The sequence below is a fragment of the Pseudomonas sp. ok272 genome (genome assembly GCF_900109995.1).
GTDB lineage: Bacteria > Pseudomonadota > Gammaproteobacteria > Pseudomonadales > Pseudomonadaceae > Aquipseudomonas.
This window is the reverse complement of sequence record NZ_FOCB01000009.1, coordinates 123914-148527: the sequence shown is the minus strand read 5'-3', so window position 1 is coordinate 148527 and position 24614 is coordinate 123914. Positions and strand designations below refer to the sequence as shown.

The following is a 24614-nucleotide window of genomic DNA, read 5'->3' as shown; positions in this document are numbered from 1 at the left end:
ACTCAATGCTTTCTCAACACAAGAAGCCGCAATGAGCCGTTATCGCCCTCCTCGTCCCGCTGGCACGGCCCTGATCACGCCAGAAGGCGAAGCGCGGATGCGCGCCGAGTTCCATGAACTCTGGCATGTGCGTCGCCCGCAGGTCACCCAGTCGGTGAGCGAGGCCGCCGCGCAGGGTGATCGCTCCGAGAACGCCGAGTACACCTACGGCAAAAAGATGCTGCGCGAGATCGACAGTCGCGTGCGGTTTCTCACCAAACGCCTGGAAGCACTCAAAGTCGTCAGTGAAAAGCCCAGCGACCCGAACAAAGTCTATTTCGGGGCCTGGGTCACCATTGAAAATGAAGAAGGCAAGGAATCGCGCTATCGCATCGTTGGCCCGGATGAGCTGGACCTCAAGCAAGGCTTGATCAGCATCGATTCACCCTTGGCGCGAGCGTTGATTGGTAAAGCACTGGACGCCGAAGTGCGGGTGCTGACACCGGACGGCGAACAGCTCGTGTACATCACCGCCATCGACTATCCCTGAGCTTCAGCGTCGGGCAATCAGGCCCTGGCGGGCGACACGGATCAGTTGCTTGATCACCTCGCCCGCGTCCTCGGCACCCGGCGATTGAATCACCGCCAGGTCAAAGCTATCGCTGGCAAAGCGCACCAGCGACTCACCGTCCTCGACAAACTGGATCAGGAACGCTGCCGGCCCACCATTACGACGTGGCCAGCCATCCAGATAACGCAGGAGCGTGGGCTGGTGATGACCGCCAAGGAGGATTTTCGGGTTGCGTTGGGTCAGGTGAGCCGTGATCGGCGCGGGACGTACGGGAGGGCGCAATGCATTCATCATGTCGTGTCTCTGCCTCAAAAGTCTGCATGGCAGGTGAGAGGCAACACCGAACCAGCGCTTTAGCGGTATTTCGAAGCCTGTTTCGGGCTTCTATCGGTAACTGATCGAGTTACCTGGCGCCCCGCAAGTAGCTGTTTAAATCGGCGCATGGGAAACATCCTAGAGAAGCTGACGGGACAGTGTCAAGAATCCCCGGCAACAAAAAAGGCCCGCTGCGTGCGGGCCTATGGGTTGATCCAGAGCGGTTAGCCGGCGATGGCCCGGTCCACCGACAACTTGCCGGCGCCTTCGATCAGTACCGCGAGGCTGCCACCGAGCAGTGCCAGGGCAAACTCGTACCCGCCGTTGGCCATGAACAGGCCGTGGCTGATGTGCACGGTAAAAATCGCAACCAGCGACACAACGGTCAGCCCCAGCGCCGCAGGACGCGCCAGCAAGCCGATGATCAGCGCCAGGCCAGCGAAGAACTCGGTGCCCCCGGACAACATCGCCATCAGGTGACCCGGCGTCAGGCCGAGGCTTTCCATGTACTGCGCCGTGCCGGCCAGACCGCCGCCACCGAACCAGCCAAAGAGCTTCTGCGAGCCGTGGGCCGCGAAGATGATGCCGACGCAAATCCGCACTATCGTCAGCCCGTAGCCTGCGCGAGTGGAAAGTACGTTATTGACCAGTGTGCTCATGCTCTGTCATCCATTGTGAGTGTGTAGGAATTGGCCGTGATACTAATCAATAAATACCCTGTTGAAAGCGCAAAAAACCCGTCATAACCATCAGCGTAGCCGATCATTTTCGCGCAGCAACTTTCTGCTCTCTGGGCTCCAACGACGCGCGCTCCCGGTCATAGGCCAGATAATACTTGTTCACACTGTTGACGTAGCTGACCGGGCCCATTCCCACCTGTTCCATGGCAACGCGTTCGACCTGAAAGAACCATTGATTGGGGTTCAAGCCCCGCCGCTTGGCCTCGGCCCGCATGCCTTGCACCCGCTCCGGGCCGATGTTGTACGCCGCCAGCACAAAAGCCATGCGCTCGCGTTCATTGAGTTTGGGGCTGGAGAAGAACTTACGGCGGATCAACGCCAGGTACTTGGCCCCCGCCTGCACATTGCTGTCCAACGACTCGATATTCTTGACGCCCACCCGCTGCGCCGCCGACGGGGTGATTTGCATCAACCCCGTTGGCCCGCTGCCGCTGCGGGCATTGGGTTGCAGGGACGACTCCTTGAACGCCAGCGCGGCCAGGTTCAGCCAGTCCATCCCCTGCTCCTTCGCGTGCTTTTGCAACACCGGACGCACCTGCTCCAGGCGCTGGCGATCGGCACGGGCCAGCGGGTAACGCACCTGGTACAAGCGTCGGTAAATGCGCAGGAACGCCACATCCTGGTCGGACGGCGTTTTATAGGTGGTCAGGAACCGATCGATACTGGCCCGCAACATCGAGGCATCGCGGCGCACGAACCAGAACTCCTCGCCGGGGGAACTGATGCTCACTTGCCGATCGAAGCGCAACTTGGGCAGGATTTTGCCCCAGCGCTCGGCAATCGGTTGCTCGACAATGGTCAGGTGGAAGATCCCGCCCTGGACCATCTCCAGCACGTCTTCCACGGCCAGGCTCGGGTCAACCCACTCGATCTTCACCGGTGGTTGCTTGTGCAGCGCCAGCTTCTGGTTGATCTGACTGATCGCCTCCCCGGCTGCGCTCCCAGCGGGCAGCGCCAGGGTCTTGCCGGAAAGCTGCTCCAGCTTGGTGTAGCGGCGCTCACCTTTGATCCCCACCAGCAGCAGCGGGACATTGCTGATGATCGGCTCACTGCTGCTGACTGCGCGCGCAGTCTGATCGTCGAGCAACTCCCCGGGGGCGACCAGATCGCCCTCCCCGCGCTGTAACGCGCCAAGCAGTTGATCCTTGGCCTTGGGGATGATTTTGAGGGAAATTTCCTGGCCGTCGCGGGCACGGCTGTTGAGGTATTGCTCGAAGGCGCGCAGACGGTGGTACTCCACGCCAATGCTCTGGCCCTGGACCTCACCGGAACTGTTGCGGCTCTGATTGACCAGCACCCGCAGCACCCGGCTGGCGCGGATCTCTACCAGATCGCGGACCTTACCGGTGTGCACCGCTTCAACGGGCCCCGCCAGCCGAGCGACCGCCGGCAACGGCAGTAGCATCGACAAACACAGCACGAGTAAAACCTGGAGTCGCGTCATCCGTTCTCCGGAAAGAATACTGCCCCACCGCCCGAGAAGCTGGACAGGAGGACGACAGAAACAGAGCGCCTTGAGCGCTGGCAACGTGCGAAAGGTCGTAACCACGACAAGCAACACCCTTGTCGAAGCCCCCTTCCGACAGCAAAAGACAGCTTTAACTCTTTGTAGTTCTTGGCTTTTTTATTAGGTCGAGAGCTCTGGTATGCTTTCCGGCCAAAGGGCTAGGGTAGCACCATGCAACTCATCGATATCGGCGTCAACCTGACCAACCCCAGTTTTGCCGACAAACACCAGGCGGTGCTTGATCGTGCTTATGCCGCGGGTATCTGCCAGTTGGTGCTGACCGGCACCAGTGTCGAGGGCAGCGAACATGCCCTGCAACTGTGCCAGCAGTTGGATGACAGCGGGCAACGCCTGTTCAGCACCGCCGGTATTCATCCCCACTCGGCCAGTGACTGGAACGCCGACAGCGCGCGGGATTTACGCAATCTGCTCAAAGAGCCAAGCGTGCGGGCCGTCGGGGAATGCGGGCTGGATTTCAATCGCGATTTCTCCCCGCGCGCGCAGCAGGAGAAAGTCCTCGAAGAGCACCTGGCCTTGGCCGTCGAACTGCAACTGCCGGTGTTCCTCCATGAACGCGACGCCAACCAGCGCCTGCTGGAGATCCTGCGCGACTTCCGCGACCATCTGCCCGCGGCCGTGGTGCATTGCTTTACCGGCGAACAGAAAGCGCTGTTCAGCTACCTGGACCTGGACCTGCATATCGGCATCACCGGCTGGATCTGCGATGAACGGCGCGGCACCCACCTGCATCCCCTGGTACGCGATATCGCCCGTGGCCGCCTGATGCTGGAAAGCGACGCGCCATACCTCCTGCCCCGCAGCCTGCGCCCCAAGCCGAAGAACGGTCGCAACGAACCGGCCTATCTCACCGAGGTGCTGCGCGAAGTCGCGCTGCATCGCGATGAAAGCCTGGAAGACCTGGCAGCGCACAGCACGGCCTGCGCGCGCGCGTTCTTTGGATTGCCCACCGTCGATTGAAGCCACTGTTGATCCACATCAAACCAGACACCTCTGAATAGCGGCACAATAATGGCACCTTGCCAATACTGTTTCCGCTATCAGAGAAGACCTCCATGGGTGCCTGGCTTAGCAATATCTCGTTGAAGTACAAATTCTGGGCGGTCAACGCTGTCGCCTTCGTCACCACCTTGCTGCTGGTGCTGTACGCCGTGCAGCTTGAGCAACAGGCGCGCAACCAAGCGTCGCAACAGGCCGCCGCCCTACAAGCGCAGTTGATCGGCGCCTGGCCTGCCGGTCAGTCCGTGCCTCCCGCTGAACATCGGTTGCGCTTCAAAACGGGCCAGACACCCATGCTCAACGATCAGCCCATACCGGAGTTGAGCGGCGCCAGCGGCTGGGTCGAGATCAACCCAATGCCGCTGTTTGGCGACAACCTGCTGATCGGTGCCCAGGTGGTAGACCGTGCAGAGGGCGAACAGGTTGCCGTGCTCGCTTATGGTCCGAGCCTGAGCCAGGTGTTCAGTGAGCGCTTTACCCACTACGCGGTGGCCGTGTTCATTCTGATGCTGGCGATGCTCGGCGCTTCACAGCTGTTGATCCGTTTTCTGCTCAGCCAGCTCAATACTCTCAAGGACGTGATGCTTCACGTCGAAAAGACTGGTGACTTGTCCGCGCGTGTACCGCTGTCCTGTACGGACGAGGTCGGTCAGATGGCCAGCGCGTTCAACGCGATGCAGGCCGGTTACCAGCGAGTGGTCGGCACCGTGGCCAACACCGCTCGCCAACTGGACGAAGGTGCTGCCCGCCTGGCCGCCAGCATGAACGAAGTGCGTCACGGCATGCTCGGCCAGCAAAGCGAAACCGACCAAGCCGCCACCGCCATCAACGAGATGACGGCCACGGTCTATCACATCGCCCAGCATGCCGGCGCCACGCGCGACTTGTCGCAAACCGCCGATGCCCTCGCCGGCAGCGGCCAGCAGGTGGTGAGCCGGGTGCAAGTGTCGATTGCCGGGCTGTCCACCGGGGTGCAACAGACCGCCGAGATGATTCAGCGTCTGGCCGAAGACAGCCAGAAGATCAATGGCGTGGTCAGCGTGATCCACAGTATCGCCGAGCAAACCAACCTGCTGGCCCTCAACGCCGCCATCGAGGCCGCTCGCGCAGGTGAGATGGGGCGAGGCTTTGCCGTGGTTGCCGATGAAGTGCGCAACCTGGCCAAGCGGGTGCAGGCGTCCACTGACGAAATCACCCTGATGGTCTCGGCGCTGCAAGCCGGCACCCGGGATGCGGTGGACTTCATGCAGGAGAGTTCATTCAAGGCCGATGACTGTGTGCAACAGGCCCAGGAAGCGGGTATCGCCCTGGGGGAAATTACCGGTGCCGTGGCGCAGATGCGCGAGAGCAACACGCAGATTGCCGTGGCGGCGGAACAGCAGAGCCAGGTGGCCGAAGAAATGAACCGCGCCGTGGTGAGCATCCGCGACGTCACCGAGAATACCGTGCAGCAGACCGTGGAGTCCGCCACCACCAGCAACGAGCTGGCGAAGCTGGCCGGCGAACTGAGCCAGGCAATCGGGCAGCTCAAGCTGTAAGGCACCGTTCGCGAGCAGGCTCGCTCCCACAAGGACTCACAACGCAGACCCCTGTGGGAGCGAGCCCGCTCGCGAAGGCGTCAAACCAAGCGACATCGACCTGTCAAAGCCCCGCCTATCACTTCAATAGCCAATGTTGATTCGCCCTCCCCCCTGCCCCCACCTATTCTTTCGTCATGTGTCCCACACAAGATCAAGGAGTCGTCACATGGGCAAACGTCATCCCAACCTCCCCACCTGGCAATGGCGGGTCTACCCGGACAATCATCAGCACCCCACCAACCTGGTGCTGCACCTGATTGCCGTGCCGTTGTTCATCGTCGCGTTCCTGCTGATAGTGTCCGGCGTGTTCAGTCTGAGCTTCCCGAGCATCGCCATCGGTGTCATCGGTTTGCTCGCCGCCCTGGGCCTGCAACGTCATGGCCATCGCCTCGAAGCGCAAGCCTCGGAACCTTTCAGTGATCGCCAGGATGCGGTATCGCGCTTGCTGGTCGAGCAGTTCCTGACGTTCCCGCGGTTTGTCCTGAGCGGCGGCTGGTGGCGCGCCTGGCGCCAGCGTCACCGCCGCTGAGGCTTAGCCGAAGATCGTCACGGTCTGGCGGCTGAGTGCGATCAACTGGCCGTCGGCACTCCACAGCTTGGCGGCGGCGTGGCCGTAACCGCCGTGGGCGTGCTCGGTTTCCACCAGGTACTTGCACCAGTCCAGGGTGCTCAGGCCCAGCAATGGCTGGACGAATTCAATGGTCCAGGTCAGGGTGCTGCCGGCCACGAATTTCTTCAGGTGCGGCAGCACCGACGGTGGCCACCCATCCACCAGCGCCAGGATATGCGACTCCGTCAGCGGCTCATCTTTCACATCACCGCGCAAGCGCGTCCAGCCGCCCATGTCCCGTGATGTGTTACCGGTGAACGGCAAGCCACCGACGCTCCAGCGCATGGCCAAGTGACGCATGAACTCGGGGGTCATGCCCTTGATGTAAGGCAATTCCTGGCACTCGTCCCAGTGCTTCATGTCAGGCGCCGGCAGCGCCAGCACTTCGACTTCCGAAGGACGGGATGCACCGAAGCTGCCCTGTACCAGCGTCACGACCTGGCCCTTTTGCATGACACGGCCCAGCACCTGGCTAACCGCCTTGCCTTCACGCAAGACGTCCACTTCAAAGTTGACCGGCACATCGGGCTCGACCGGCCCGACAAAGCTGATCGCCAGCGAACGCACCGGACGATCGGCCGACACCTTGGCGCGCATGGCTTCGTACTGCAATGCCGCGACCAGCCCACCAAAACTGGCCCGACCCTGGGCCCACTCGGCCGGGATAGACAACTCACGGGGCGAGTTGCGTACGGCGTCGAGCAAATCTGAAAAGCGCATGAAAACCTCTGGGCTGGAAAAAGATGAGGGGATCTTAACCAGCCAACAGCCCCTGCACAGCACCTATTCCAGCCAAATAGGCTGACAGATAGGCCGCTTCAGCGTTTAAAACACGTCGCACTGAGCTTATCGAGCACCCGGTCCGCCCGCGCCTGGGCCTTGACCATCGTCGCCTGCCACCCCGTCACACACGGCTGTAAGTCGGCTTCATGCTCGGCACGGGCCAGCCATTGCCAGCAATCATGCCAATCGCCCAAGGCTTGCTGTGCAGACTTGAGACGGGGCATGGCGGCCTTGGGCAAGCGATCCAGCTCAGGGTAGGCTTCGATCGCGTAGCGCACACGCTTGATCAGCAAGCGCAGGCGATGGCGGTCGTGGGCCGGGTCATGCAGGGCGACGTCCAGCGTGTTCCATTGCTTGGCCAAGCGTTTCTCGATGCGCTGGCGCAAGCCCTTGAGCAAGCCTTGTCGCTCGCAGGCACGCAAGAACCGGGGAAACGCATCGAGAACCATCAACAACTGCGCCAACTCGGGACTGGCCGCCACCTGTGGATAAGCCTGCGCCATCTGGACCATGCGCCGCTCCGCCGCCTGGGGCTGACCGTGCTTGAGCAAATAGCTGGCCAGCACTTCGCGGTCGCGCAGCGGTGTGGTCAGGCTGCCAACACCGGCCGCCGCCGCCTCAAGCTGCTCGACACCGGGCACCCCGCGCAACGGTCGCAACAGGCTGCGCAGACGGCGCACCGCGATGCGCAGGTCATGCAGCGCCTCAGGGTCGGTGCTGGCACTCAGACGAGCCTGGCAGGCCAGCAAACGCACTTCCAACCCCAGCACCTGGGCCACCAACCGATCAACCAACACCGCCATCTCGTGCTTCCTCCTGCGTAGACACCGTCCTGTTTGCGAACCTACGCCCATGCTGGACGCAACGCCTGACGCTTACCTTGCGCCAGATCATGCCAGGCTCAACGACCCGCACGGGACTCACGGATGTAGAAGCGTGCCTTCTGGGCCTTGTTGGTGCAGCCTTCAAACGCCTCGAATTGCTGCTGGGTCTTGGCCCCGGTCAACAGCGACAACGCTTTGGAGTAGCTCACGGTGCCCGCAAAGCCTTCGGCCTTGGCCAGGTCCAGCTCTTGCCAGGCGCTGTCTATCTCAGTACCGCAACTGTCGCGATACGCAGTCTTCCCCGCGCAACCGGCCAGCACCAATGCAATCAACGGTAGACAGATCCAGGCTTTCATCAATGACACCTCAATTAGGTAGAGAAACAAGTGTGCTGGGTATGACGGCCGGCACGTGAAAAAGTGCCTCGGCCCATCCTTGGAAACTATAGCGCTCGCGAGGATACCTATGTGCCAGCATCGAGTGGCGAAAAAACCTCTCCACGCTCAAAGCACAGACCTTCTGGATTGAAGCACACCCTACAATGAGCGCATTGTTCAGACTTGTTTGCCAGAAGGACGACTACATGAAGAAGCGTGTCGCATTGGTGCTGGGCTCGGGTGGCGCCCGAGGCTACGCCCATATCGGGGTCATCGAAGAGATTGAGCGTCGCGGCTACGACATCGCCTGCATTGCCGGATGCTCCATGGGATCGGTGGTCGGGGGCATCTACGCCGCCGGCAAGCTCAAGGAGTACCGCCAATGGATCGAGAGCCTGGACTACCTCGATGTGCTGCGCCTGGTCGACGTGAGTTTTCGCCTGGGCGCCATTCGCGGTGAAAAGGTCTTCGGCCAGATCCGCAAGATCGTCGGTGAGATCAACATCGAAGACTTGCGCATTCCCTACACGGCGGTCGCCACCGACCTCACCAACCAGCAAGAGATCTGGTTCCAGGAAGGTTGCCTGCACCAGGCCATGCGCGCGTCGGCAGCGATCCCCAGTTTGTTCACCCCGGTGATCCAGGGCAATCGCACCTTGGTGGACGGCGGCCTGCTCAACCCGCTGCCGATCGTGCCCGTGGTGTCGAGCCATTGCGACCTGATCATCGCGGTCAACCTCAACGCCACCAACCAGAAACACTATCAGCTGCCGGTGATCCAGCGTCCGGCGGCCTTTAAAAACCGCTTCGACAACCTGGTCAACTCCCTGGGTTCGCACCTGCCGTTTCGCCGCAAACAGGCCGAGCAATTGCTGATACTGGAGGCGCTGCACAGCGAGGCAGCCGAGATCAACCCATGGATCGAATCCGCCGAGCCCGAGGCCCAGCAACCGGCAGCCTCGCCGGAAAACGAAGGCGCGCCCAGCTCCGCGACCGGTTCGTTCATCATCGACAACGTCGGGCCCGCGTCGCTGCTGGACTTGATCAACCAGAGTTTCGAGGTGATGCAGACCTCATTGGCCCAGTACAAAATCGCCGGGTATCCACCGGACATCCTGATCAACGTGCCGAAGCGGGTCTGCCGCTTCTTCGAGTTCTACAAGGCCCCGGAACTGATCGCCCTGGGACGGGAGATCGCCAGCGACACGCTGGATCGGTATGAACATGAGCGCGATTGACTAGCTGACGGTTTTTGGCTGGTCTGTTCGCGAGCAGGCTCGCTCCCACAAGGGATATCACTGGCCTTTGTGGGAGCGAGCCTGCTCGCGAAGGGGGCGGACCAGTCAAGTCAAACTCCAGCCTCCAACAACCGATACCCCACGCCCGCCTCGGTGAGGATAAACCGCGGTCGCGTCGGGTCATCCGCCAGCTTCTGGCGCAAGTGCCCGACCACGATCCGCAGGTAATGGCTGTCGTCGGTATGGGTAGGACCCCAGATGTCCTTGAGCAATTGCTGCTGGGTGATGACTCGCCCGGCATGCCGCGCCAGTTGCGCCAGCACCGCATACTCCTTGCGGGTCAGGGCAACCTCGACCCCGTCGAGCAGCACACGACGGTAGGCCAGGTCCACCGTCAGGGGGCCGAACTTGAGGGCCGCCTCCGCCGCTTCGCCGGCCGGTGCCTGGCGCAACAAGGCGCGCACGCGCGCGAGAAACTCCTGGATGCCAAACGGCTTGGTCACGTAGTCATTGGCCCCGCCATCCAGGGCCTCGACCTTCTGCTCCTCACTGGCACGCACCGACAGCACCAGCACCGGCACCGCCGACCACTCGCGGAACTCGCGCAGCACCTGCTGGCCGTCCATGTCGGGCAGGCCGAGGTCGAGCACCAGCAAGTCCGGCTTGTTCAGCGCGGCCAGGGCCAGGCCTTCAGTGCCGGTTCCGGCTTCAAGCACTTTGTAACCTTGGGAGGTCAGGCTGATGCGCAGGAACTTGCGGATCTGCGGCTCATCATCGATGACCAATAGGGTCGCGGTCTGGCTCATGGTTGCCCATCAACAAAATAAAGTGACGACAGAGTAGCGCAGGCACCATCAGGCTTCACTTTCGAACCCCGGCTGCGCCTGCAATGGCAAATGCAGGGTGATGCAGGTGCCGCGCCCGTCGATGCCGTCCGCCACGCTGATGCGCCCGCCGTGGGCGCCGACCATGCCCTGACAAATGGCCAGCCCCAGCCCGGTGCCCTGCCCGCCGCGGTCGCCCCGGGCGGCGGTGTAGAACATGTCGAAGATCTTCGCTCGCTCGTCCTCGGGAATCCCCGGGCCTTCGTCGCTGACCGAAAAAAACACTTCCGTGTCGGTAGTCCCGGCGCTCAACTGCAAACGACCGTTGGCCGGGGAAAACCGCGCCGCGTTCTCCAGCACGTTGACCAGCGCTTGCTCGATCAACGCGGCATGCACGTACAGCAGCGGCAACTCGCCGGGCACATCGATGCTGACCTGGAGCGGCGCCAGCACGGCGCGGAGGCGGTTGAGGGAGCTACCGACGATATCGGCCGGCGACACCCAGTCCCGCGCCAGCTTCAAGGCCCCATGGCCCAGGCGGGTCATGTCCAGCAGGTTCTGGATGTAGCGATCCAACCGCTCGGCTTCATCACGCGTGCCTTCGAGCAACTCGCGACGATCCTCCAACGGGATCGCCTCGCCCAGTGCCAGCAGGCTGTCGATGCTGCCGCGCATGGACGTCAGCGGCGTACGCAAGTCGTGGGACACCGAGGCCAGCAAGGCGCTGCGCAGCTGCTCGGTTTCCCCGTGCAAACGGGCGGCTTCCAGGTCTTCGGCCAACTGCGCCCGGGCCAATGCCTGGGCCAGCGGCTGGCTCAATGCGGTCAACAAACGGCGGCGCTGGCCGCTAAGCTGCTCGCCCTCCTTGGCACAGACACCGAGCAAACCCAGCGGCCCGTCCTCTACCGACAAGGGCCACCACCACCAACGGCCAAGCGGCAGCGTGCCGGTGCCCATGCCAGCGGGTTGATCGTGCTGCCAGGCCCAGTCGGCGGCGGCGCGTTCGGTTTCGTTAAGTGCCAGTCCCTCACCGGCTTCCACCTTCCAGCCGCCCTGCCCGTCCCGGTTCAGCAGGCACAATTGCAGATCGCTCCAGCCCATCAAGTGCTGCGCGGCGGCGCTGACCACCGCCTGCCTGTCGGTCGCGGCCGTCAGCTTGCGCGACAGATCGAGCAGTTCCGAGGTTTCCTCCTGGGTATCACGCAAGGCTTGCAACTGCCGACGCTGGCGGGCGGCGAGGTTGCCGGTCAGTGCCGCCATCAGCAGGAAGAACAGCAAGGTCAACACGTCTTCTTCACGCTGGATGGCGAAGGAAAAGTTCGGCGGGATGAAGAGAAAGTCGTAGGCCATGAAGGACAGCGCCGCGCAGGCCAGTGCCGGCCCGAGGCTGCTGCGCACCGCCACCAGCAACACCGCCGCGAGGAACACCAGGGAGATGTTCGGCAGCGGCAGCACACTCGACACCACCCAGGCCAGGCCACTGGCCAACACCGTCGCCAGCAGCGCCAGGGCATAGTCGAACCAGGCCAGTGAACGAGCCGAGCGCGTGCGCGGCTGATGCGGCTGCGCATCGCTGTCCAGCACGTTGATTTCCAGGCCCCGGGCATTGCGCAGCAAACGCGAAGCCAATCCGCCGCCCAACCAGCGACGGCGTAGGCGCGGGCGCGACTGGCCCACCAGCACCAGGCTCGCCCGACGCTCGGCGGCATGTTGAATCAGGGTCTTGGCCACCTCGCCCCCGGCACGCAGCAACACCACCTCGCCCCCCAGGCGCTCGGCCAGTTGCTGGGCGTTTTGCAGGCGTACGCGCGACTGTTCGTCACGCACACTGCCGTTGTCCACGTGCACCAGGCTCCAGGGCAAATGCCGGCGCTGGGCAACTCGGCTGGCGTGACGGACCAAGCGCTCGGCCTGGTCGTCGCCGTCGACCCCCACCAACAATCGACCCCGCACCGCTGGCGCTGCCTGCCCCAACTGGCGATAGCCGCGACTGAGGTCGTCATCGACTTGCGCCGCAGCGGTTTGCATCGCCAGTTCGCGCAGGGCGGTGAGGTTGGTCTGGGTGAAAAAGGCATCGATGGCCGCGCGGGCCTGCTCCGGCACATAGACCTTGCCGTCGCGCAGGCGCTCCAGCAACTCACGGGGCGGCAGGTCGATCAACAGCAGTTCATAGGCTTCTTGCAGGACCCAGTCGGGCAGGGTTTCGCGCACCTGCACCCCGGTGATCCCGCGCACCTGATCGTTGAGGCTTTCCAGGTGCTGGACGTTGACCGTGGTGAACACGTCGATGCCCGCCGCGAGCAGTTCCTGGATGTCTTGCCAGCGCTTGGCATGCCGACTGCCGGGCGCGTTGCTGTGGGCCAACTCGTCGACCAGCACCAGCTTCGGCTTGGCCTTGAGCAGGCCATCGAGGTCCATTTCCTCTAGCATCACGCCCCGGTATTCCGAGCGCAGCAACGGCTGTTGTGGCAAGCCGCCGAGCAGTGCTTCGGTTTCCGCCCGGCCGTGGGTTTCCACCACCCCGGCGATGACCTTCACGCCTTGGCGCAGCTGGGTATGGGCGGCCTGGAGCATGGCGTAGGTCTTGCCGACGCCGGGGGCGGCGCCAAGGAACACCTTGAGCCGACCACGACCATCGCGGGGTAGATCAGCTAACAGTGCGTCGGCACGGCCGGAGTCACTCATGCTTGGAACTCTCTTCATTCAGGTGTTGATGCAGTGATTGTTCAATCGCCTTCGCGAGCAGGCTCGCTCCCACATGGGCAGCAATGATCCTGTGGGAGCGAACCTGTTCGCGAATGGCCATCACACGGTGCTAGAGCTTCTCCAGCGCGATGTTCAATTCCAGCACATTCACCACCGGCGGCCCTACCAGCGGCTGCTCGATATGGGCATCCAGCAATCGCTGGAGCGTGGACACTGGTATGTCACGCGCGGCTGCAACCCGCGCCAGTTGATAGGCAATCGCGGCCGGTGGCAAGTGGGGATCCAGGCCACTGCCGGAGGTGGTCAGCAACGCCAGGGGGACCGGTCCCTGCCCGGGGACCACCTGCTGGTTGGCGGCCTCGATTACGCGGGTCGCCAGGGCCGGGTTACTCGGCGCCAGGTTGCTCGCACCGCTGGCCACGGTGGCGAACGCGCCCGCCGAAGGCCGTGGATGAAACCAGGCGTCACCGACAAAATCCTGGGCGATCAGCGATGAGCCGCGGACCTTGCCGTCGGCATCGCGCACCAGGCTGCCATTGGCCTGATCCGGGAACGCGACCTGGGCCACACCGGTCACCACCAACGGGTAGGCGACGCCGGTGATCAAGGTCATCAACACAAGCAGGCTCAAGGCCGGACGAATCATTGTGGACATTTCAAAACCCTCAATTCAGGTTGGAAGCCGCGCACAGGGCGCGGCGTCCAGCGGTTACACCAGGTGCAAAGCGGTCAGCAGCATGTCGATCAGCTTGATCCCCACGAATGGCACCACGATGCCACCCACGCCGTAGATCAACAGGTTGCGGCGCAGCAGATGGGCTGCGCTCGCGGCCTGTACCCGCACCCCGCGCAGTGCCAGCGGGATCAACGCGACGATGATCAGGGCGTTGAAGACAATGGCCGAGAGGATCGCGCTCTGCGGACTGCTCAGGTGCATGATGTTCAGCACGCCCAGCTGTGGGTAAATCGAAGCGAACAGCGCCGGCAGAATCGCGAAGTACTTAGCCACGTCGTTGGCGATGGAGAACGTGGTCAACGCACCACGGGTCACCAGCAACTCCTTGCCGATCTGCACCACGTCCAGCAACTTGGTCGGGTCGCTATCGAGATCGACCATGTTGGCGGCTTCGCGAGCAGCCTGGGTGCCGTCGTTCATCGCCATGCCGACGTCAGCCTGGGCCAGCGCCGGCGCGTCGTTGGCACCGTCGCCACACATGGCCACCAGGCGACCGTCATTTTGCTCATGACGAATGCGCGCCAGCTTTTTCTCCGGTGTGGCTTCGGCCAGCACGTCATCGACCCCCGCCTCAGCGGCAATCGCGGCGGCGGTCAGCGGGTTGTCGCCCGTGACCATGACGGTGCGAATCCCCAGCTTGCGCAGCTCGGCGAAGCGCTCACGAATACCCGGCTTGACCACGTCCTTGAGGTGGATCGCGCCGAGCAACTTGCCCTCGGCACACACCAGCAATGGCGTCCCGCCGCTCTGGGCGATCTTGTCGATCTCGCGGGACATCGGCGCCGGTACCTCGGCACGGGTCAAGCCGACGAAGGCCAGCACCGAATCGACAGCGCCCTTACGGTACACGCGGCCTTGATAGTCCACGCCGGACAAGCGAGTTTCGGCAGTGAACGGCACGGGCGTCAGCACCTCGGCGCACGGCTCTGCTTGTGGATAGAGCTCGCGCAGGTACTCGACAATCGACTTGCCTTCAGCGGTGTCATCAGCCAGGGACGCGAACAAGGCGCCTTCGGCCAGTTCCTTGGTGCTGACGCCAGGTGCTGCATAGATGGCGGTGCAACGACGGTTACCAAAGGTGATGGTGCCGGTCTTGTCCAGCAGCAGCACATGCACATCACCCGCCGCCTCGACCGCACGGCCGGACTTGGCGATCACGTTCAAGCGCACCAGGCGGTCCATGCCGGCAATACCAATGGCCGACAACAAGCCGCCGATGGTCGTCGGAATCAACGTGACCAGCAGCGCCACCAGGAACACCAGCGGCAGGTTGCCGTTGGCGAAGTGGGCGAACGGCTGCAAGGTCACGACCACCACCAGGAAGATCATGGTCAGGCCGATCAGCAGGATGTCCAGCGCCACCTCGTTCGGGGTCTTCTGCCGCTTGGCACCTTCCACCAGGGCGATCATCCGATCCAGGGTCGACTCGCCGGGATTGGCGGTGATACGCACCATCAACCAGTCGGACACCAACCGGGTATTGCCGGTGACCGCCGAACGGTCGCCACCGGACTCTCGAATCACTGGCGCCGACTCACCGGTAATCGCCGCTTCGTTAACGGCGGCGATGCCTTCGATCACCTCACCGTCGCCGGGAATCATTTCTCCGGCTTCAACCCGCACCACATCACCTTTGCGCAGGCTGGCGGCCGGTACCACCTGAAAGCTGCCATCGGCTTTTTTGCGCCGCGCGCTCAAGCCTTCGCTGCCCGCCTTGAGGCTGTCGGCCCGCGCCTTGCCACGGCCCTCGGCCAAGGCTTCGGCGAAGTTGGCGAACAACACGGTGAACCACAGCCACAGGGCAATTTGCGCCGCGACAAAGGTCGGTACGGCCACATCCGGAATAAAGCACAGCACGGTGGTGAGAATGGCGGTCAACTCGACCACCAGCATCACCGGCGAGCGCTTGAGCTGCCGAGGATCGAGCTTGACGAAGGCTTGTACCAGCGCCGGCCGCCACAGGGCCGAGATCGCGGTTTTCGGTTGCTCCGGGGCCTTGGCGACCACCGGTTTGTTCGTTGCGGGCATGTTCATTATCCAGCTCCTAAAACGAGGCTCAGAAGCCCAGGCTCAAGTGTTCGGCAATAGGCCCCAGCGCCAGGGACGGCAGGAAGGTCAGGCCGCCCACCAGCAAGATGGTCACGGTCAGCAGGGTGACGAACAGCGGGCCATGGGTCGGGAAACTATTCTGGCCAGTTGGCGCGCTCTTCTTCATCGCCAGGCTGCCGGCCAGGGCCAGTACCGGGAGGATGTAACCGAAGCGGCCAATCAACATGCCCAAGCCCAGCATCAGGTTGTGGAAAGGTGTGTTCGCGCCCAGGCCGGCAAAGGCCGAGCCGTTGTTGGCGCTGGCTGAGGTGTAGGCATACAGCAACTGACTGAAACCATGAGGCCCGGGGTTCGTGATCGTGGCGGCGGGGCCTGGCAGGCTGGTCGCAAGCGCGCCCAGTACCAGCACGCCGACCGGCATCACCAGCAAGGTGACGACCAACAATTGGACTTCCTTGGCCTGCAACTTCTTGCCCAGGTATTCCGGCGTGCGACCGATCATCAGGCCCGCGAGGAATACGGCGATCAATACGTTGAGCAGCATCCCGTAGAGACCGGCACCGACACCGCCGAAGATCACCTCGCCGACCATCATGTTGATCAACGCCACCATGCCACTGAGCGGGTTGAGGCTGTCATGCATGCCATTGACCGAACCGTTGGACGCCGCCGTGGTGGTCACCGACCAGAGTACGGTGGCGGTAGTGCCAAAGCGCGATTCCTTGCCTTCCAGCGGGGCCGTCTGTTCAACAGCAACGTTGTTCAGGGTGGGGTTCGGCTGGTACTCCGCCCACAGCGATAGCGCACCACCAATCAAGAACAACGCAAGCATGCAGGCGATGATTGCCCGGCTCTGGCGCAGGTCCTTGACGTAGTGACCGAAGGTGAACACCAGGGCGACCGGGATCAGGATGATCGAAGTGACTTCGAACAGGTTGCTCCAGGCGGTCGGGTTCTCGAACGGGTGCGCCGAGTTGACGCCGAAGAAACCACCTCCGTTGGTGCCCAACTGCTTGATCGCAATCTGGCTGGCGGCCGGGCCCAGTGGGATGACCTGGTCAACGCCCTGCAGGGTCAGCGCGCTGACATACTGCGCGAAGGTTTGTGGCACGCCCTGCCACACCAGAAACAGTGCCAGCAGTAGGCACAGCGGCAACAAGCCGTAGAGGGTGGCGCGGGTCATGTCGACCCAGAAATTGCCCAGGGTCTTGGTCGACTTACGGCCAATGCCCCGGCACAAGGCAACCAGCACAGCCAGGCCGGTGGCGGCGCTGACGAAGTTCTGCACGGTCAGGCCGACCATCTGGCTCAAGTAGCTCAGGGTCGCTTCACCGCTGTAGGACTGCCAGTTGGTATTGGTCATGAAGCTGACGGCGGTGTTGAACGCCTGCGTCCACTCCTGGCCCGGCAGATTCTGCGGGTTGAGGGGCAAGTAGTTCTGGAACAGCAGGATGCTGAACAACAGCAAAAAGCCCGCGAAGTTGAACGCAAGCAAGGCCAAGGTGTACTTCTGCCACGTCTGTTCACTCTGCGGGTCGACCCCAGCCACGCGATAACAGCCGCGCTCCACTGGCCCGAGGATCGGTGTTAGCCAGGTGCGCTGGCCCTCCATCACCTTGTAGTAGAACTTGCCCAGGAACGGTGCCGGAATCAGCACCACGGCAAAGAAGGCGATGATCAGCCAATAGTCATAACTGTGCATAGCCGCTCCTAGTTCTGATCCGCGCGCAATAGCGCGACCAATAGATAAATGAACAGTCCCACCGCCAATAGCAGGGACACCCCGTCCAGAACGCTCATGGAATTTCTCCGTCGTACGGCGACTGCCGCGTGTGGAGCCATTGTCCGCAGCCAGGCTGTAAAGGAACGAGACCCAGAGGGCGCTCGCGGCATAAAGAAAGCGTAAAGAGTGGCTTTACGTCGGGGTTACGGGCCTGCGTATCGAGGCAGATGAGCGCTTGGGTGAGGTGATTGCAGCAGAACAGGCCTAGAATGAAACCCATGAGAAAGGCAACGACTCATACGTGGATAAGCACGGCGCTCGCGCGAAATCCTTCGCACGCGCCCCTGCACTTGAGGAGAGCCCTATGCCTTGGTATGCCTGGATGATTCTGATCGTAGCCATCGGATCGATTGTCGGTGGACTGATGATGCTGCGCGATACCGCGAACAAGGTCGAGTTGACCGACGAACAGCGCAGGCGCGTGGCCGAACGCAACGCGGAAATGGATGCCAAGGACGCAAAGGATCGTTGATCGTCCATTAATCCATGAGTTTTCACTGCACGTGCCAGCTGTTTCCGTGAAGTACAGCTAAGTTGGACGCATCTGCATGCTTTTTAGAAGTAGAAGTACAGTCACCATTCCATGATCCGTGGTTAATATGGCGCATCGTCGTGGAGATCTTCAGATGCGCTACTCACAGGACCACAAAGCCCAGACCCATCAGCGCATCATCAACGAAGCCTCAGCGCGCTTTCGTCGCGACGGCATCGGCGCCACCGGCCTACAGCCCCTGATGAATGCGCTCGGCCTGACCCATGGCGGCTTTTACTCGCACTTCAAGTCCAAGGACGAACTAGTAGAAAAGGCCCTGCAAGCGGCTGGCAGCGAGCTGGACGGCCTTTGCGCGCAGCTGTTCGCGCAAGCGCGCCCCCTGGATGCATTCATCGACAGCTATCTGTCAGAGTGGCACAAGACCTCGCCCCATGAAGGCTGCCCGCTACCGACCATGTCCTCGGAAATGGGATTGCGTGGCCAAGCCAGCTCGACGACCGATGCGGTGCTCAATGCCCGGCTCGAACAGATAAAACAATCGCTCAACAACGAAAACGCCGCTGATGAAAGTATCGTCATCATGTCGACCCTGGTCGGCGCGCTGCTGCTGTCGCGCAGTGTCGAGAACGCAGAGCTAGCTCAGCGGATTCTCGATGTCACACGTGAACACCTGAAACGCCGGGGTCAGGACGAGTAGCGCGAAGCCGCGACGCGCCTGGCGCACCAACAAAAAGGCCGGTCAATGACCGGCCTCTGGCGCCTATGCTTCTACATCCTCAGTTCACTTCGAGTTTGTCGCGGTTCTTGTCCAGAATCGCCTTGCCGATGCCTTTGACCTCCAGCAACTCATCTACCGACGAAAATGGCCCATTACTATCACGGTACGCAACAATCGCCTTGGCTTTAGCCTCTCCAACTCCAGAGAGTCCGCGCTGCAACGTGACAGAGTCCGCTCCGTTCAAATTGATCCTGGCAGATTCAACCGGCGCCGACGCCTGCACCGCCAGTGGCATTGCACTCGTTTCAAGCTTGGCCGCCGGCTCTGCAAAAGCGGCAATTGAAGCGCTGGTCATCAGAGCAAAAACCAGAGAATAGAAGTAGCCTGTACGCATAAATGACACTCCATGACATTGATTTGGGAGAAGCAACTTTTCCGAAGTTGCCTTCCAAACCTAGGTCATGGGGTGATTCTGTCAAAAATGTGTCCGTTACAGGGTATGTAACAGTCAGGGCTCGAGACGACGCTGCTGGTAGATCCAGTCGACGATTTCACTATCGGGGGTATACCCGCTGACCGTTTCGCGCAAAAGTTGGCGCACGCGGGGGTAGTCATCGCGCTCGACAGCGCTAAGAAGCTCGCTCAACTTCTCCTTGAGCACCTCCCACGCCAGATGGTCTTCGTTTGCCGTCATGATCATAGGATGCTGGGTGGCCGCAACGTTGTCACCGATCAGCAACTCCTCATACAGCTTTTCGCCCGGACGCAGCCCCGTAAATTCAATCGCAATTTCACCATTGGGATTCTTTTCCGAGCGTACGCTCAGGCCGGACAGATGAATCATCTTTTCCGCCAGCTCGGCAATCCTCACCGGTTCGCCCATGTCCAGCACGAACACATCACCGCCCTGCCCCATTGAACCGGCCTGGATGACCAATTGGGCCGCTTCCGGGATGGTCATGAAGTAACGCGTGATCTTCGGATGAGTGACGGTGAGCGGTCCGCCTGACTTGATTTGGCCATGGAACAGCGGGATCACCGAACCCGACGAGCCCAGCACATTGCCAAAGCGCACCATGGTGAATCGAGTCTTGTTGACGCGCGATACATTTCCCTTCTCACCAAACAGAACGGGGGCCATCTCCCGACTCAACGCCTGCAACGTCAACTCCGCCAAACGCTTGGTGCTGCCCATCACGTTGGTCGGTCGCACCGCTTTATCGGTAGAGATCAGCACAAAGTTAGCCACACCCGCCTGCAACGCAGCCTGTGCCGTGTTGAGCGTTCCCATCACATTGTTCAACACGCCTTCAGCGATGTTGTGCTCGACCATCGGGACATGTTTGTACGCTGCGGCGTGATAGACCGTATCCACACTCCAGGTTTTCATCACATCCAACAGCTTGTGGGGATGGCGAATCGATCCCAGGATAGGCAGCAACCGAACAGGCGAAGACTCACGCGTACCGCGCTTTTCAAGCTCGGACAAAATGCTGTAGAGGTTGAACTCACTGTGCTCGAACAGCAGAAGCGTGGCCGGCCCGATGGAGAAAATCTGCCGACACAGCTCCGCGCCAATTGAGCCACCGGCGCCAGTCACCATCACGGTCTTACCCTTGATACAGCGGGCCAACAGATCAGGCTGTGCCGGAACCGAATCCCTTCCCAGCAAGTCCGCGATATCCACTTCCTGGATATCCTCGACCTTGACCCGCCCACTGGCCAGATCAGTGAAATTAGGCACACTGCGCACGTGAAGAGGAAACGCCTCCAGCAGATTGAGAATCTCCCTACGCCGTGCCCGAGTGGACGATGGCAGCGCCAGCAGAATCTCCTGCGCACCGGTGACATCGATCATTTGTTGAATATGCTGGGGCTGGTAGACCTGTAAACCTGCGATCGAGCGTTCCGCAATGCTTGCGTCGTCATCGATAAAAGCCACAGGGCGCATCACCCGCCCCATGCGCAGCGCGGCGACAAGCTGATTACCCGCGACACCCGCCCCGTAAATCGCAACCTTGGTCAAGCCATCGTCGCGGTTGGTGAACGGCACATGCTGCGCAGCATTGAACCAGTCACCGAGGAAGTACTGGCGCATGCACAGGCGCAGGCCGCCAATGATGACCAGGCTTAGCCACCAGTAGTTGAAGATGATGGAGCGCGGCACGACAGCTTGATGATTGCTGTACCAGTAGACCACCACTGCCAGCAGCAACGACGAAAGACTCACCGCCTTGACGATGGCGATGAGCGCGTCATTGCCGAAGTAACGCATGACGGCCCGGTACATGCCGAAGCGGATGAAGAGAGGAATGGCGATGATCGGGGCGCAGATGAACAGCCAGAAATGGATCCTGACAGGGTTGTACATATCGTCGATGCCGAGGCGGACGATGAAGGCTAGCCAGAGGGAGATCCAAACCAGAAGGACATCAGTCAGAACCTGAATCAGCCTTTTTTGTCTGCGAGGCAACCCTAGCAAGAAAACACGAGTTTTATCCATACACCTCAACCGGATTGGTTTGATCCATCTTGAATCTGCGGTAATTGTACTGCAAGGAGAACGCGAACCTGATTTTTTGATATGGGTGTTTATACCCTCGTACCCCGACCCTGGTCTAGAAGAGGAGCCATGGCTTTTCTCGCATAGTCACCACGCCCCTGCAGACGAGCAAACAGGTATGGCTAGAATCTATGTATGCGATCCACAAACCCCACTTATCCTATGGCCGTGGTATGAAATCAGGTATCCGACTCGGATACGTGCTCCACTTAGGGTCTTACCCCAAATAACGGGTCGGCTATCTGCTGACCTCGCTCCAGCCCTTCAGCCGTCAACCAAATCGACTTGTTCTTGGCGCAGATGAGAGCTTTGGCGCCGAAATGATACTGGTTACCTTTCTTGGCTTGATGCATTTCAGGGTCGCGTTTGCCATCTTTGTTCCTGGTCGAACTAGGTTCTGTACGAAATCCTTTGAAACCGCCGTCACCGCACTTGAATACCGATATTCGGTAGAGTTCGCGCCCATCGAAGGCAGGAGGCCACGATGGTGAAACGGTACGAAATTCCCGATGCAGCCTGGGAGCTGGTTGCTGACCTCTTTGAACAACCCCGGCGCAATGGTCGGCCGAGAGCCGATGATCGTTTGATGCTCAATGGCGTGCTCTGGGTGCTTTGCTCAGGCGCCGCATGGCGCGACATGCCCGAGCGCTTCGGGCCGTGGTCAACGGTCTACCAACGGTTTCGGGATTGGCGTAACCAAGGAACGTTCGACCTGATGCTCAGGCGGCTGCACATTAAGCTGAACGAGCAAGGATTGATCGACCTGGAAACATGGATGATCGATTCCACAGCTGTACGCGCACCCCGAGCTTCATCAGGCGCCGGGAAAAAAGGGGGCCTGATGAACCTGCAGACCATGCGTTAGGCCGCAGTCGCGGAGGCCTGACGACCAAGATTCATATGCTTTGCGACGCCAACGGTATACCGCTGCGTTTTCTACTTTCGGGCGGACAAGCCAGTGATATCTCGTATGCCCAGCCACTGCTCGATGAAGCCTATATCCCCAGTTTGCGCGGTCGTCCTCGCAAACGATGTCGCTGGCTTTTGGCCGACAAAGGCTACGATGCTGAGGCTCTGCGTCGCTACTGTGACCGTTACCGGATGCAGCCGGTAATCCCTCTGCGATCCATGAAACGCAAACCCAAGCCCGGTTTGCCTCGCTTGTTTGATCGGCCAAAATACCGGCAGCGCAACATCATCGAGCGCATGTTCGGCTGGCTGAAAGAAAACCGCCGCATCGTCACACGCTTCGACAAGCTCGCGAAAAGTTGTGCAGCGATGGTCTCGTTAGCTTGTGCTATGCGGTGTTTGCGACATTACTTTTCGTACAGTGCCTAGGTTGCCTCCCTGTGTAATCGGGGATTGACCAATAGACAGCAACAGTGCCCGAACCGACACGCGAACGGGTGCCAGCATCGTACCTGGACAGACATTTCGACCCATCCTCTTTAAAATACGACTTTTACGACTCCACGGACAGGTAGACAATACGGATAGCCTTGGCAACTCAGAAAACAGCTCTGATTTGATTGCGTTTTCCGTCGAGACTAGGAAATTACACACTTCGTTCCCTTACTGGGTATTCCGACTCGGTAATATTTGAGATTGAGAATGAACACGCAGTCACATCACACGTTAGGCACACTTCGTAACAAAGACGCTATGGAGCTTGCCAACGTAAAGGTCGCGATATTACTTTGCACTTACAATGGCGCCGAGTTTCTAGACGAACAACTGCAATCAATCATCAGACAGACACATAAAAATTGGGTTATCTACGCATCCGATGATGGGTCTGATGACGATACTTTAGGCCTCCTTACATCAGCTCAACAATCGTTAGGAGAGAGTCGTCTAGTCATTTTTAATGGCCCTCGCCAAGGCTTCGCCAAAAACTTTCTCTCACTTATCAAAAACGAGTCCATCACGGCAGACTACTTCGCATTCAGCGATCAGGACGATATCTGGTTCGAAGACAAGCTGGAGCGAAGTATCACCCAACTGCATTTTGCCTCCGGGACACCTGCGTTCTATTGCTCCAGAACACGTCTGATATCGGCTGACAAACGTGTTTTGGGCTTTTCCCCCTTATTTTCAGCACCACCTCACTTTTGCAACGCCTTGGTTCAAAGCATCGCTGGGGCCAACACTATGCTGATCAACACCCAGGCTCGAGCCTTACTAGCGCTAACGCCGGAAGATGCGGTAATCGTGGCCCACGATTGGCTGACTTACCTTCTCATCACCGGCTGCGGGGGTAAGGTTATCTACGACCCATTGCCCACTCTCGATTATCGTCAGCATAGTGGCAATCTGATAGGTGCCAATGCAGGTTTTAACGACAAACTGGTACGAATCAGCAAAATGTGGTCAGGCCGATTCAGTGAGTGGAGCAATCAAAACTTGCTAGTTCTCGAGAGTTTCCAACAAAAACTGACTCAAAATAGCCAATTAACACTCGACAGATTCAAGACTGCTCGTAAAAGCTCTTTTTTTCAAAGAATACGCTTGATGAAGAAAGCGGGGGTTTACCGTCAGACTGCTCAGGGTAACGTCAGCCTTTTTGCCGCTGTATGCCTGAACTGTATCTGACAGATACTCCTGAAGACTGCAGTTTGGACAACGGCCATCGGAGAAACTCTGACTGACCAGCAACCTTAGACGTAGATGCCCCTACACTCCACATATGGTAAGGTTCCGCCCGCCAGCGGCGAGGGCTGATCATCAAATTGCCATCAGCCTTTGAGTGAAACAGATGAGTTCGGGTGGTGGTCGATAATGATGGACCGGCATGTCTGAACTGAAGGCATCCACAGCAAAACGATCAGCCAAACTAGCGATGCGCTCTGGAGGCATTTTGCCCTTGGGAAAGAAACCTAACCTAGCCATCGCTCACTCTGCCGCTAGTGTCATGTGAAAGGACGCTGCGACATCCGACCAAATCAACGCAAGAGAGACCGAGGGAACGAGATGAGACGAGTTGGCGTGACTCCCGCTGCACAGTCAGGTAATAAACAGCTTTGTGTGAGAGCGGTCCCCTCACTTTTTCACTGCCAAGCATCAGAAAAACCAGCGTCTTGGAACGATACCCTTTGCCTTTGTGTCTACACCGGGCGCGCCTTAAAAATCCTGATAGCTTTACAAGTGCGTCTTTCCCCCTGCTCGGCGAAAGGCCCTCACCCGCACTCTCAACGAAGCTCC

The 24614-nt window shown here is 60.3% G+C and carries 23 protein-coding genes and 1 pseudogene; 9 read left to right on the top strand and 15 right to left on the bottom strand.

Translation table 11 applies throughout. The annotated features are described in order from the left end of the window. The first annotated feature begins 31 nt into the window (after window positions 1–31). On the top strand, window positions 32–529 hold the full coding sequence (gene greB / locus BMW74_RS14855) for a transcription elongation factor GreB (RefSeq protein ID WP_093422042.1): 498 nt from the start codon (window positions 32–34) through the stop codon (window positions 527–529). A gap of 3 nt (window positions 530–532) precedes the next feature. Here greB and BMW74_RS14850 read toward each other — a convergent pair whose 3' ends face one another. The 3 genes from BMW74_RS14850 to BMW74_RS14840 all read right to left on the bottom strand — a co-directional run bounded on the left by BMW74_RS14850 (window position 533) and on the right by BMW74_RS14840 (window position 3049). Beyond that, a complete protein-coding gene (locus BMW74_RS14850) occupies window positions 533–841 on the bottom strand; it encodes a hypothetical protein (RefSeq protein ID WP_093422438.1) in 309 nt (102 codons plus the stop codon). Between the two features lie 248 nt (window positions 842–1089). Next, window positions 1090–1524, bottom strand: coding sequence for a DoxX family protein (locus BMW74_RS14845; protein ID WP_093422038.1), 435 nt, complete (start codon window positions 1522–1524; stop codon window positions 1090–1092). Window positions 1525–1627: 103 nt separating this feature from the next. Further along, a complete protein-coding gene (locus BMW74_RS14840) occupies window positions 1628–3049 on the bottom strand; it encodes an MltF family protein (RefSeq protein ID WP_093422034.1) in 1422 nt (473 codons plus the stop codon). Window positions 3050–3283: 234 nt separating this feature from the next. Here BMW74_RS14840 and BMW74_RS14835 point away from each other — a divergent pair, with 234 nt between their 5' ends. From BMW74_RS14835 to BMW74_RS14825, 3 genes are all read left to right on the top strand, one after another. Then, the gene (locus tag BMW74_RS14835) at window positions 3284–4090 is read left to right on the top strand and encodes a TatD family hydrolase (RefSeq protein WP_093422030.1); all 807 of its coding nucleotides are present in this window, start codon (window positions 3284–3286) and stop codon (window positions 4088–4090) included. 95 nt (window positions 4091–4185) lie between these two features. After that, a complete protein-coding gene (locus tag BMW74_RS14830; protein WP_093422025.1) occupies window positions 4186–5667 on the top strand; it encodes a methyl-accepting chemotaxis protein in 1482 nt (493 codons plus the stop codon). 208 nt (window positions 5668–5875) lie between these two features. Next, window positions 5876–6238, top strand: coding sequence for an Mpo1-like protein (locus BMW74_RS14825; RefSeq protein ID WP_093422021.1), 363 nt, complete (start codon window positions 5876–5878; stop codon window positions 6236–6238). Between the two features lie 3 nt (window positions 6239–6241). Here the strand turns inward: BMW74_RS14825 and BMW74_RS14820 are convergent, their stop codons facing one another. The 3 genes from BMW74_RS14820 to BMW74_RS14810 form a co-directional block, all read right to left on the bottom strand. Continuing rightward, window positions 6242–7039: an acyl-CoA thioesterase gene (locus tag BMW74_RS14820; protein ID WP_093422016.1), complete on the bottom strand. Its 798-nt coding sequence runs from the start codon at window positions 7037–7039 to the stop codon at window positions 6242–6244. Window positions 7040–7137: 98 nt separating this feature from the next. Next, a complete protein-coding gene (locus tag BMW74_RS14815; protein ID WP_093422012.1) occupies window positions 7138–7905 on the bottom strand; it encodes a CHAD domain-containing protein in 768 nt (255 codons plus the stop codon). 98 nt (window positions 7906–8003) lie between these two features. Beyond that, complete coding sequence (locus BMW74_RS14810) at window positions 8004–8282, bottom strand: hypothetical protein (RefSeq protein WP_093422008.1); 279 nt, start codon at window positions 8280–8282, stop codon at window positions 8004–8006. 227 nt (window positions 8283–8509) lie between these two features. Between BMW74_RS14810 and BMW74_RS14805 the strand changes: the two genes are divergently transcribed. Continuing rightward, window positions 8510–9541: a patatin-like phospholipase family protein gene (locus tag BMW74_RS14805; RefSeq protein WP_093422003.1), complete on the top strand. Its 1032-nt coding sequence runs from the start codon at window positions 8510–8512 to the stop codon at window positions 9539–9541. A 110-nt stretch (window positions 9542–9651) separates the two neighbouring features. On the opposite strand, the gene BMW74_RS14800 is transcribed toward BMW74_RS14805, so the two are convergent. From BMW74_RS14800 to kdpF, 6 genes are all read right to left on the bottom strand, one after another. Continuing rightward, window positions 9652–10347: a response regulator gene (locus tag BMW74_RS14800; protein ID WP_093421998.1), complete on the bottom strand. Its 696-nt coding sequence runs from the start codon at window positions 10345–10347 to the stop codon at window positions 9652–9654. A gap of 48 nt (window positions 10348–10395) precedes the next feature. Further along, the gene (locus BMW74_RS14795; RefSeq protein WP_093421993.1) at window positions 10396–13050 is read right to left on the bottom strand and encodes a sensor histidine kinase; all 2655 of its coding nucleotides are present in this window, start codon (window positions 13048–13050) and stop codon (window positions 10396–10398) included. A gap of 130 nt (window positions 13051–13180) precedes the next feature. Next, on the bottom strand, window positions 13181–13726 hold the full coding sequence (kdpC, locus tag BMW74_RS14790; RefSeq protein WP_093421988.1) for a potassium-transporting ATPase subunit KdpC: 546 nt from the start codon (window positions 13724–13726) through the stop codon (window positions 13181–13183). Window positions 13727–13780: 54 nt separating this feature from the next. After that, a complete protein-coding gene (gene kdpB, locus BMW74_RS14785) occupies window positions 13781–15841 on the bottom strand; it encodes a potassium-transporting ATPase subunit KdpB (protein WP_093421983.1) in 2061 nt (686 codons plus the stop codon). A gap of 22 nt (window positions 15842–15863) precedes the next feature. Continuing rightward, on the bottom strand, window positions 15864–17558 hold the full coding sequence (gene kdpA, locus BMW74_RS14780; RefSeq protein WP_093421979.1) for a potassium-transporting ATPase subunit KdpA: 1695 nt from the start codon (window positions 17556–17558) through the stop codon (window positions 15864–15866). An 8-nt stretch (window positions 17559–17566) separates the two neighbouring features. After that, complete coding sequence (kdpF, locus tag BMW74_RS14775; RefSeq protein WP_093421975.1) at window positions 17567–17656, bottom strand: K(+)-transporting ATPase subunit F; 90 nt, start codon at window positions 17654–17656, stop codon at window positions 17567–17569. A gap of 287 nt (window positions 17657–17943) precedes the next feature. Between kdpF and BMW74_RS14770 the strand changes: the two genes are divergently transcribed. Both BMW74_RS14770 and BMW74_RS14765 read left to right on the top strand, forming a co-directional pair. Beyond that, on the top strand, window positions 17944–18111 hold the full coding sequence (locus tag BMW74_RS14770; RefSeq protein ID WP_093421970.1) for a DUF2897 family protein: 168 nt from the start codon (window positions 17944–17946) through the stop codon (window positions 18109–18111). A gap of 154 nt (window positions 18112–18265) precedes the next feature. Next, window positions 18266–18829 carry a TetR/AcrR family transcriptional regulator gene (locus BMW74_RS14765; RefSeq protein WP_093421966.1) on the top strand — a complete coding sequence of 188 codons (564 nt, stop codon included), beginning with the start codon at window positions 18266–18268 and terminating at the stop codon, window positions 18827–18829. A gap of 79 nt (window positions 18830–18908) precedes the next feature. Here BMW74_RS14765 and BMW74_RS14760 read toward each other — a convergent pair whose 3' ends face one another. From BMW74_RS14760 to BMW74_RS25720, 3 genes and pseudogenes are all read right to left on the bottom strand, one after another. Further along, window positions 18909–19244: a ComEA family DNA-binding protein gene (locus BMW74_RS14760; RefSeq protein WP_093421961.1), complete on the bottom strand. Its 336-nt coding sequence runs from the start codon at window positions 19242–19244 to the stop codon at window positions 18909–18911. A 114-nt stretch (window positions 19245–19358) separates the two neighbouring features. Beyond that, entirely contained in the window at window positions 19359–21353 is a 1995-nt protein-coding gene (locus BMW74_RS14755) for a polysaccharide biosynthesis protein (RefSeq protein ID WP_093421957.1), read from the bottom strand. A 341-nt stretch (window positions 21354–21694) separates the two neighbouring features. After that, window positions 21695–21808, bottom strand: a pseudogene (locus BMW74_RS25720) (IS5/IS1182 family transposase); the annotation flags it as partial. Between the two features lie 89 nt (window positions 21809–21897). Between BMW74_RS25720 and BMW74_RS14750 the strand changes: the two are divergent. Beyond that, window positions 21898–22751, top strand: a protein-coding gene (locus BMW74_RS14750; RefSeq protein ID WP_093421952.1) for an IS5 family transposase whose coding sequence is annotated in 2 segments (ribosomal slippage) — window positions 21898–22239 and window positions 22242–22751 — 852 coding nt in all. Because the reading frame shifts where the segments join, the coding sequence is not laid out codon by codon here. Window positions 22752–23024: 273 nt separating this feature from the next. Further along, complete coding sequence (locus BMW74_RS14745) at window positions 23025–24005, top strand: glycosyltransferase family 2 protein (RefSeq protein WP_256562576.1); 981 nt, start codon at window positions 23025–23027, stop codon at window positions 24003–24005. The last annotated feature ends 609 nt before the right edge of the window (window positions 24006–24614 follow it).

Coding starts and splice junctions, on each gene's coding strand:
- kdpB (WP_093421983.1), bottom strand. CDS start 15,841: ATGAACATGCCCGCAACGAACAAACCGGTGGTCGCCAAGGCCCCGGAG.
- BMW74_RS14765 (WP_093421966.1), top strand. CDS start 18,266: ATGCGCTACTCACAGGACCACAAAGCCCAGACCCATCAGCGCATCATC.
- BMW74_RS14820 (WP_093422016.1), bottom strand. CDS start 7,039: ATGCGCTTTTCAGATTTGCTCGACGCCGTACGCAACTCGCCCCGTGAG.
- greB (WP_093422042.1), top strand. CDS start 32: ATGAGCCGTTATCGCCCTCCTCGTCCCGCTGGCACGGCCCTGATCACG.
- kdpA (WP_093421979.1), bottom strand. CDS start 17,558: ATGCACAGTTATGACTATTGGCTGATCATCGCCTTCTTTGCCGTGGTG.
- BMW74_RS14800 (WP_093421998.1), bottom strand. CDS start 10,347: ATGAGCCAGACCGCGACCCTATTGGTCATCGATGATGAGCCGCAGATC.
- BMW74_RS14770 (WP_093421970.1), top strand. CDS start 17,944: ATGCCTTGGTATGCCTGGATGATTCTGATCGTAGCCATCGGATCGATT.
- BMW74_RS14805 (WP_093422003.1), top strand. CDS start 8,510: ATGAAGAAGCGTGTCGCATTGGTGCTGGGCTCGGGTGGCGCCCGAGGC.
- BMW74_RS14755 (WP_093421957.1), bottom strand. CDS start 21,353: ATGGATAAAACTCGTGTTTTCTTGCTAGGGTTGCCTCGCAGACAAAAA.
- BMW74_RS14840 (WP_093422034.1), bottom strand. CDS start 3,049: ATGACGCGACTCCAGGTTTTACTCGTGCTGTGTTTGTCGATGCTACTG.
- BMW74_RS14810 (WP_093422008.1), bottom strand. CDS start 8,282: ATGAAAGCCTGGATCTGTCTACCGTTGATTGCATTGGTGCTGGCCGGT.
- BMW74_RS14745 (WP_256562576.1), top strand. CDS start 23,025: ATGAACACGCAGTCACATCACACGTTAGGCACACTTCGTAACAAAGAC.
- BMW74_RS14845 (WP_093422038.1), bottom strand. CDS start 1,524: ATGAGCACACTGGTCAATAACGTACTTTCCACTCGCGCAGGCTACGGG.
- BMW74_RS14835 (WP_093422030.1), top strand. CDS start 3,284: ATGCAACTCATCGATATCGGCGTCAACCTGACCAACCCCAGTTTTGCC.
- BMW74_RS14825 (WP_093422021.1), top strand. CDS start 5,876: ATGGGCAAACGTCATCCCAACCTCCCCACCTGGCAATGGCGGGTCTAC.
- BMW74_RS14850 (WP_093422438.1), bottom strand. CDS start 841: ATGAATGCATTGCGCCCTCCCGTACGTCCCGCGCCGATCACGGCTCAC.
- BMW74_RS14830 (WP_093422025.1), top strand. CDS start 4,186: ATGGGTGCCTGGCTTAGCAATATCTCGTTGAAGTACAAATTCTGGGCG.
- BMW74_RS14815 (WP_093422012.1), bottom strand. CDS start 7,905: ATGGCGGTGTTGGTTGATCGGTTGGTGGCCCAGGTGCTGGGGTTGGAA.
- BMW74_RS14795 (WP_093421993.1), bottom strand. CDS start 13,050: ATGAGTGACTCCGGCCGTGCCGACGCACTGTTAGCTGATCTACCCCGC.
- kdpF (WP_093421975.1), bottom strand. CDS start 17,656: ATGAGCGTTCTGGACGGGGTGTCCCTGCTATTGGCGGTGGGACTGTTC.
- kdpC (WP_093421988.1), bottom strand. CDS start 13,726: ATGTCCACAATGATTCGTCCGGCCTTGAGCCTGCTTGTGTTGATGACC.
- BMW74_RS14760 (WP_093421961.1), bottom strand. CDS start 19,244: ATGCGTACAGGCTACTTCTATTCTCTGGTTTTTGCTCTGATGACCAGC.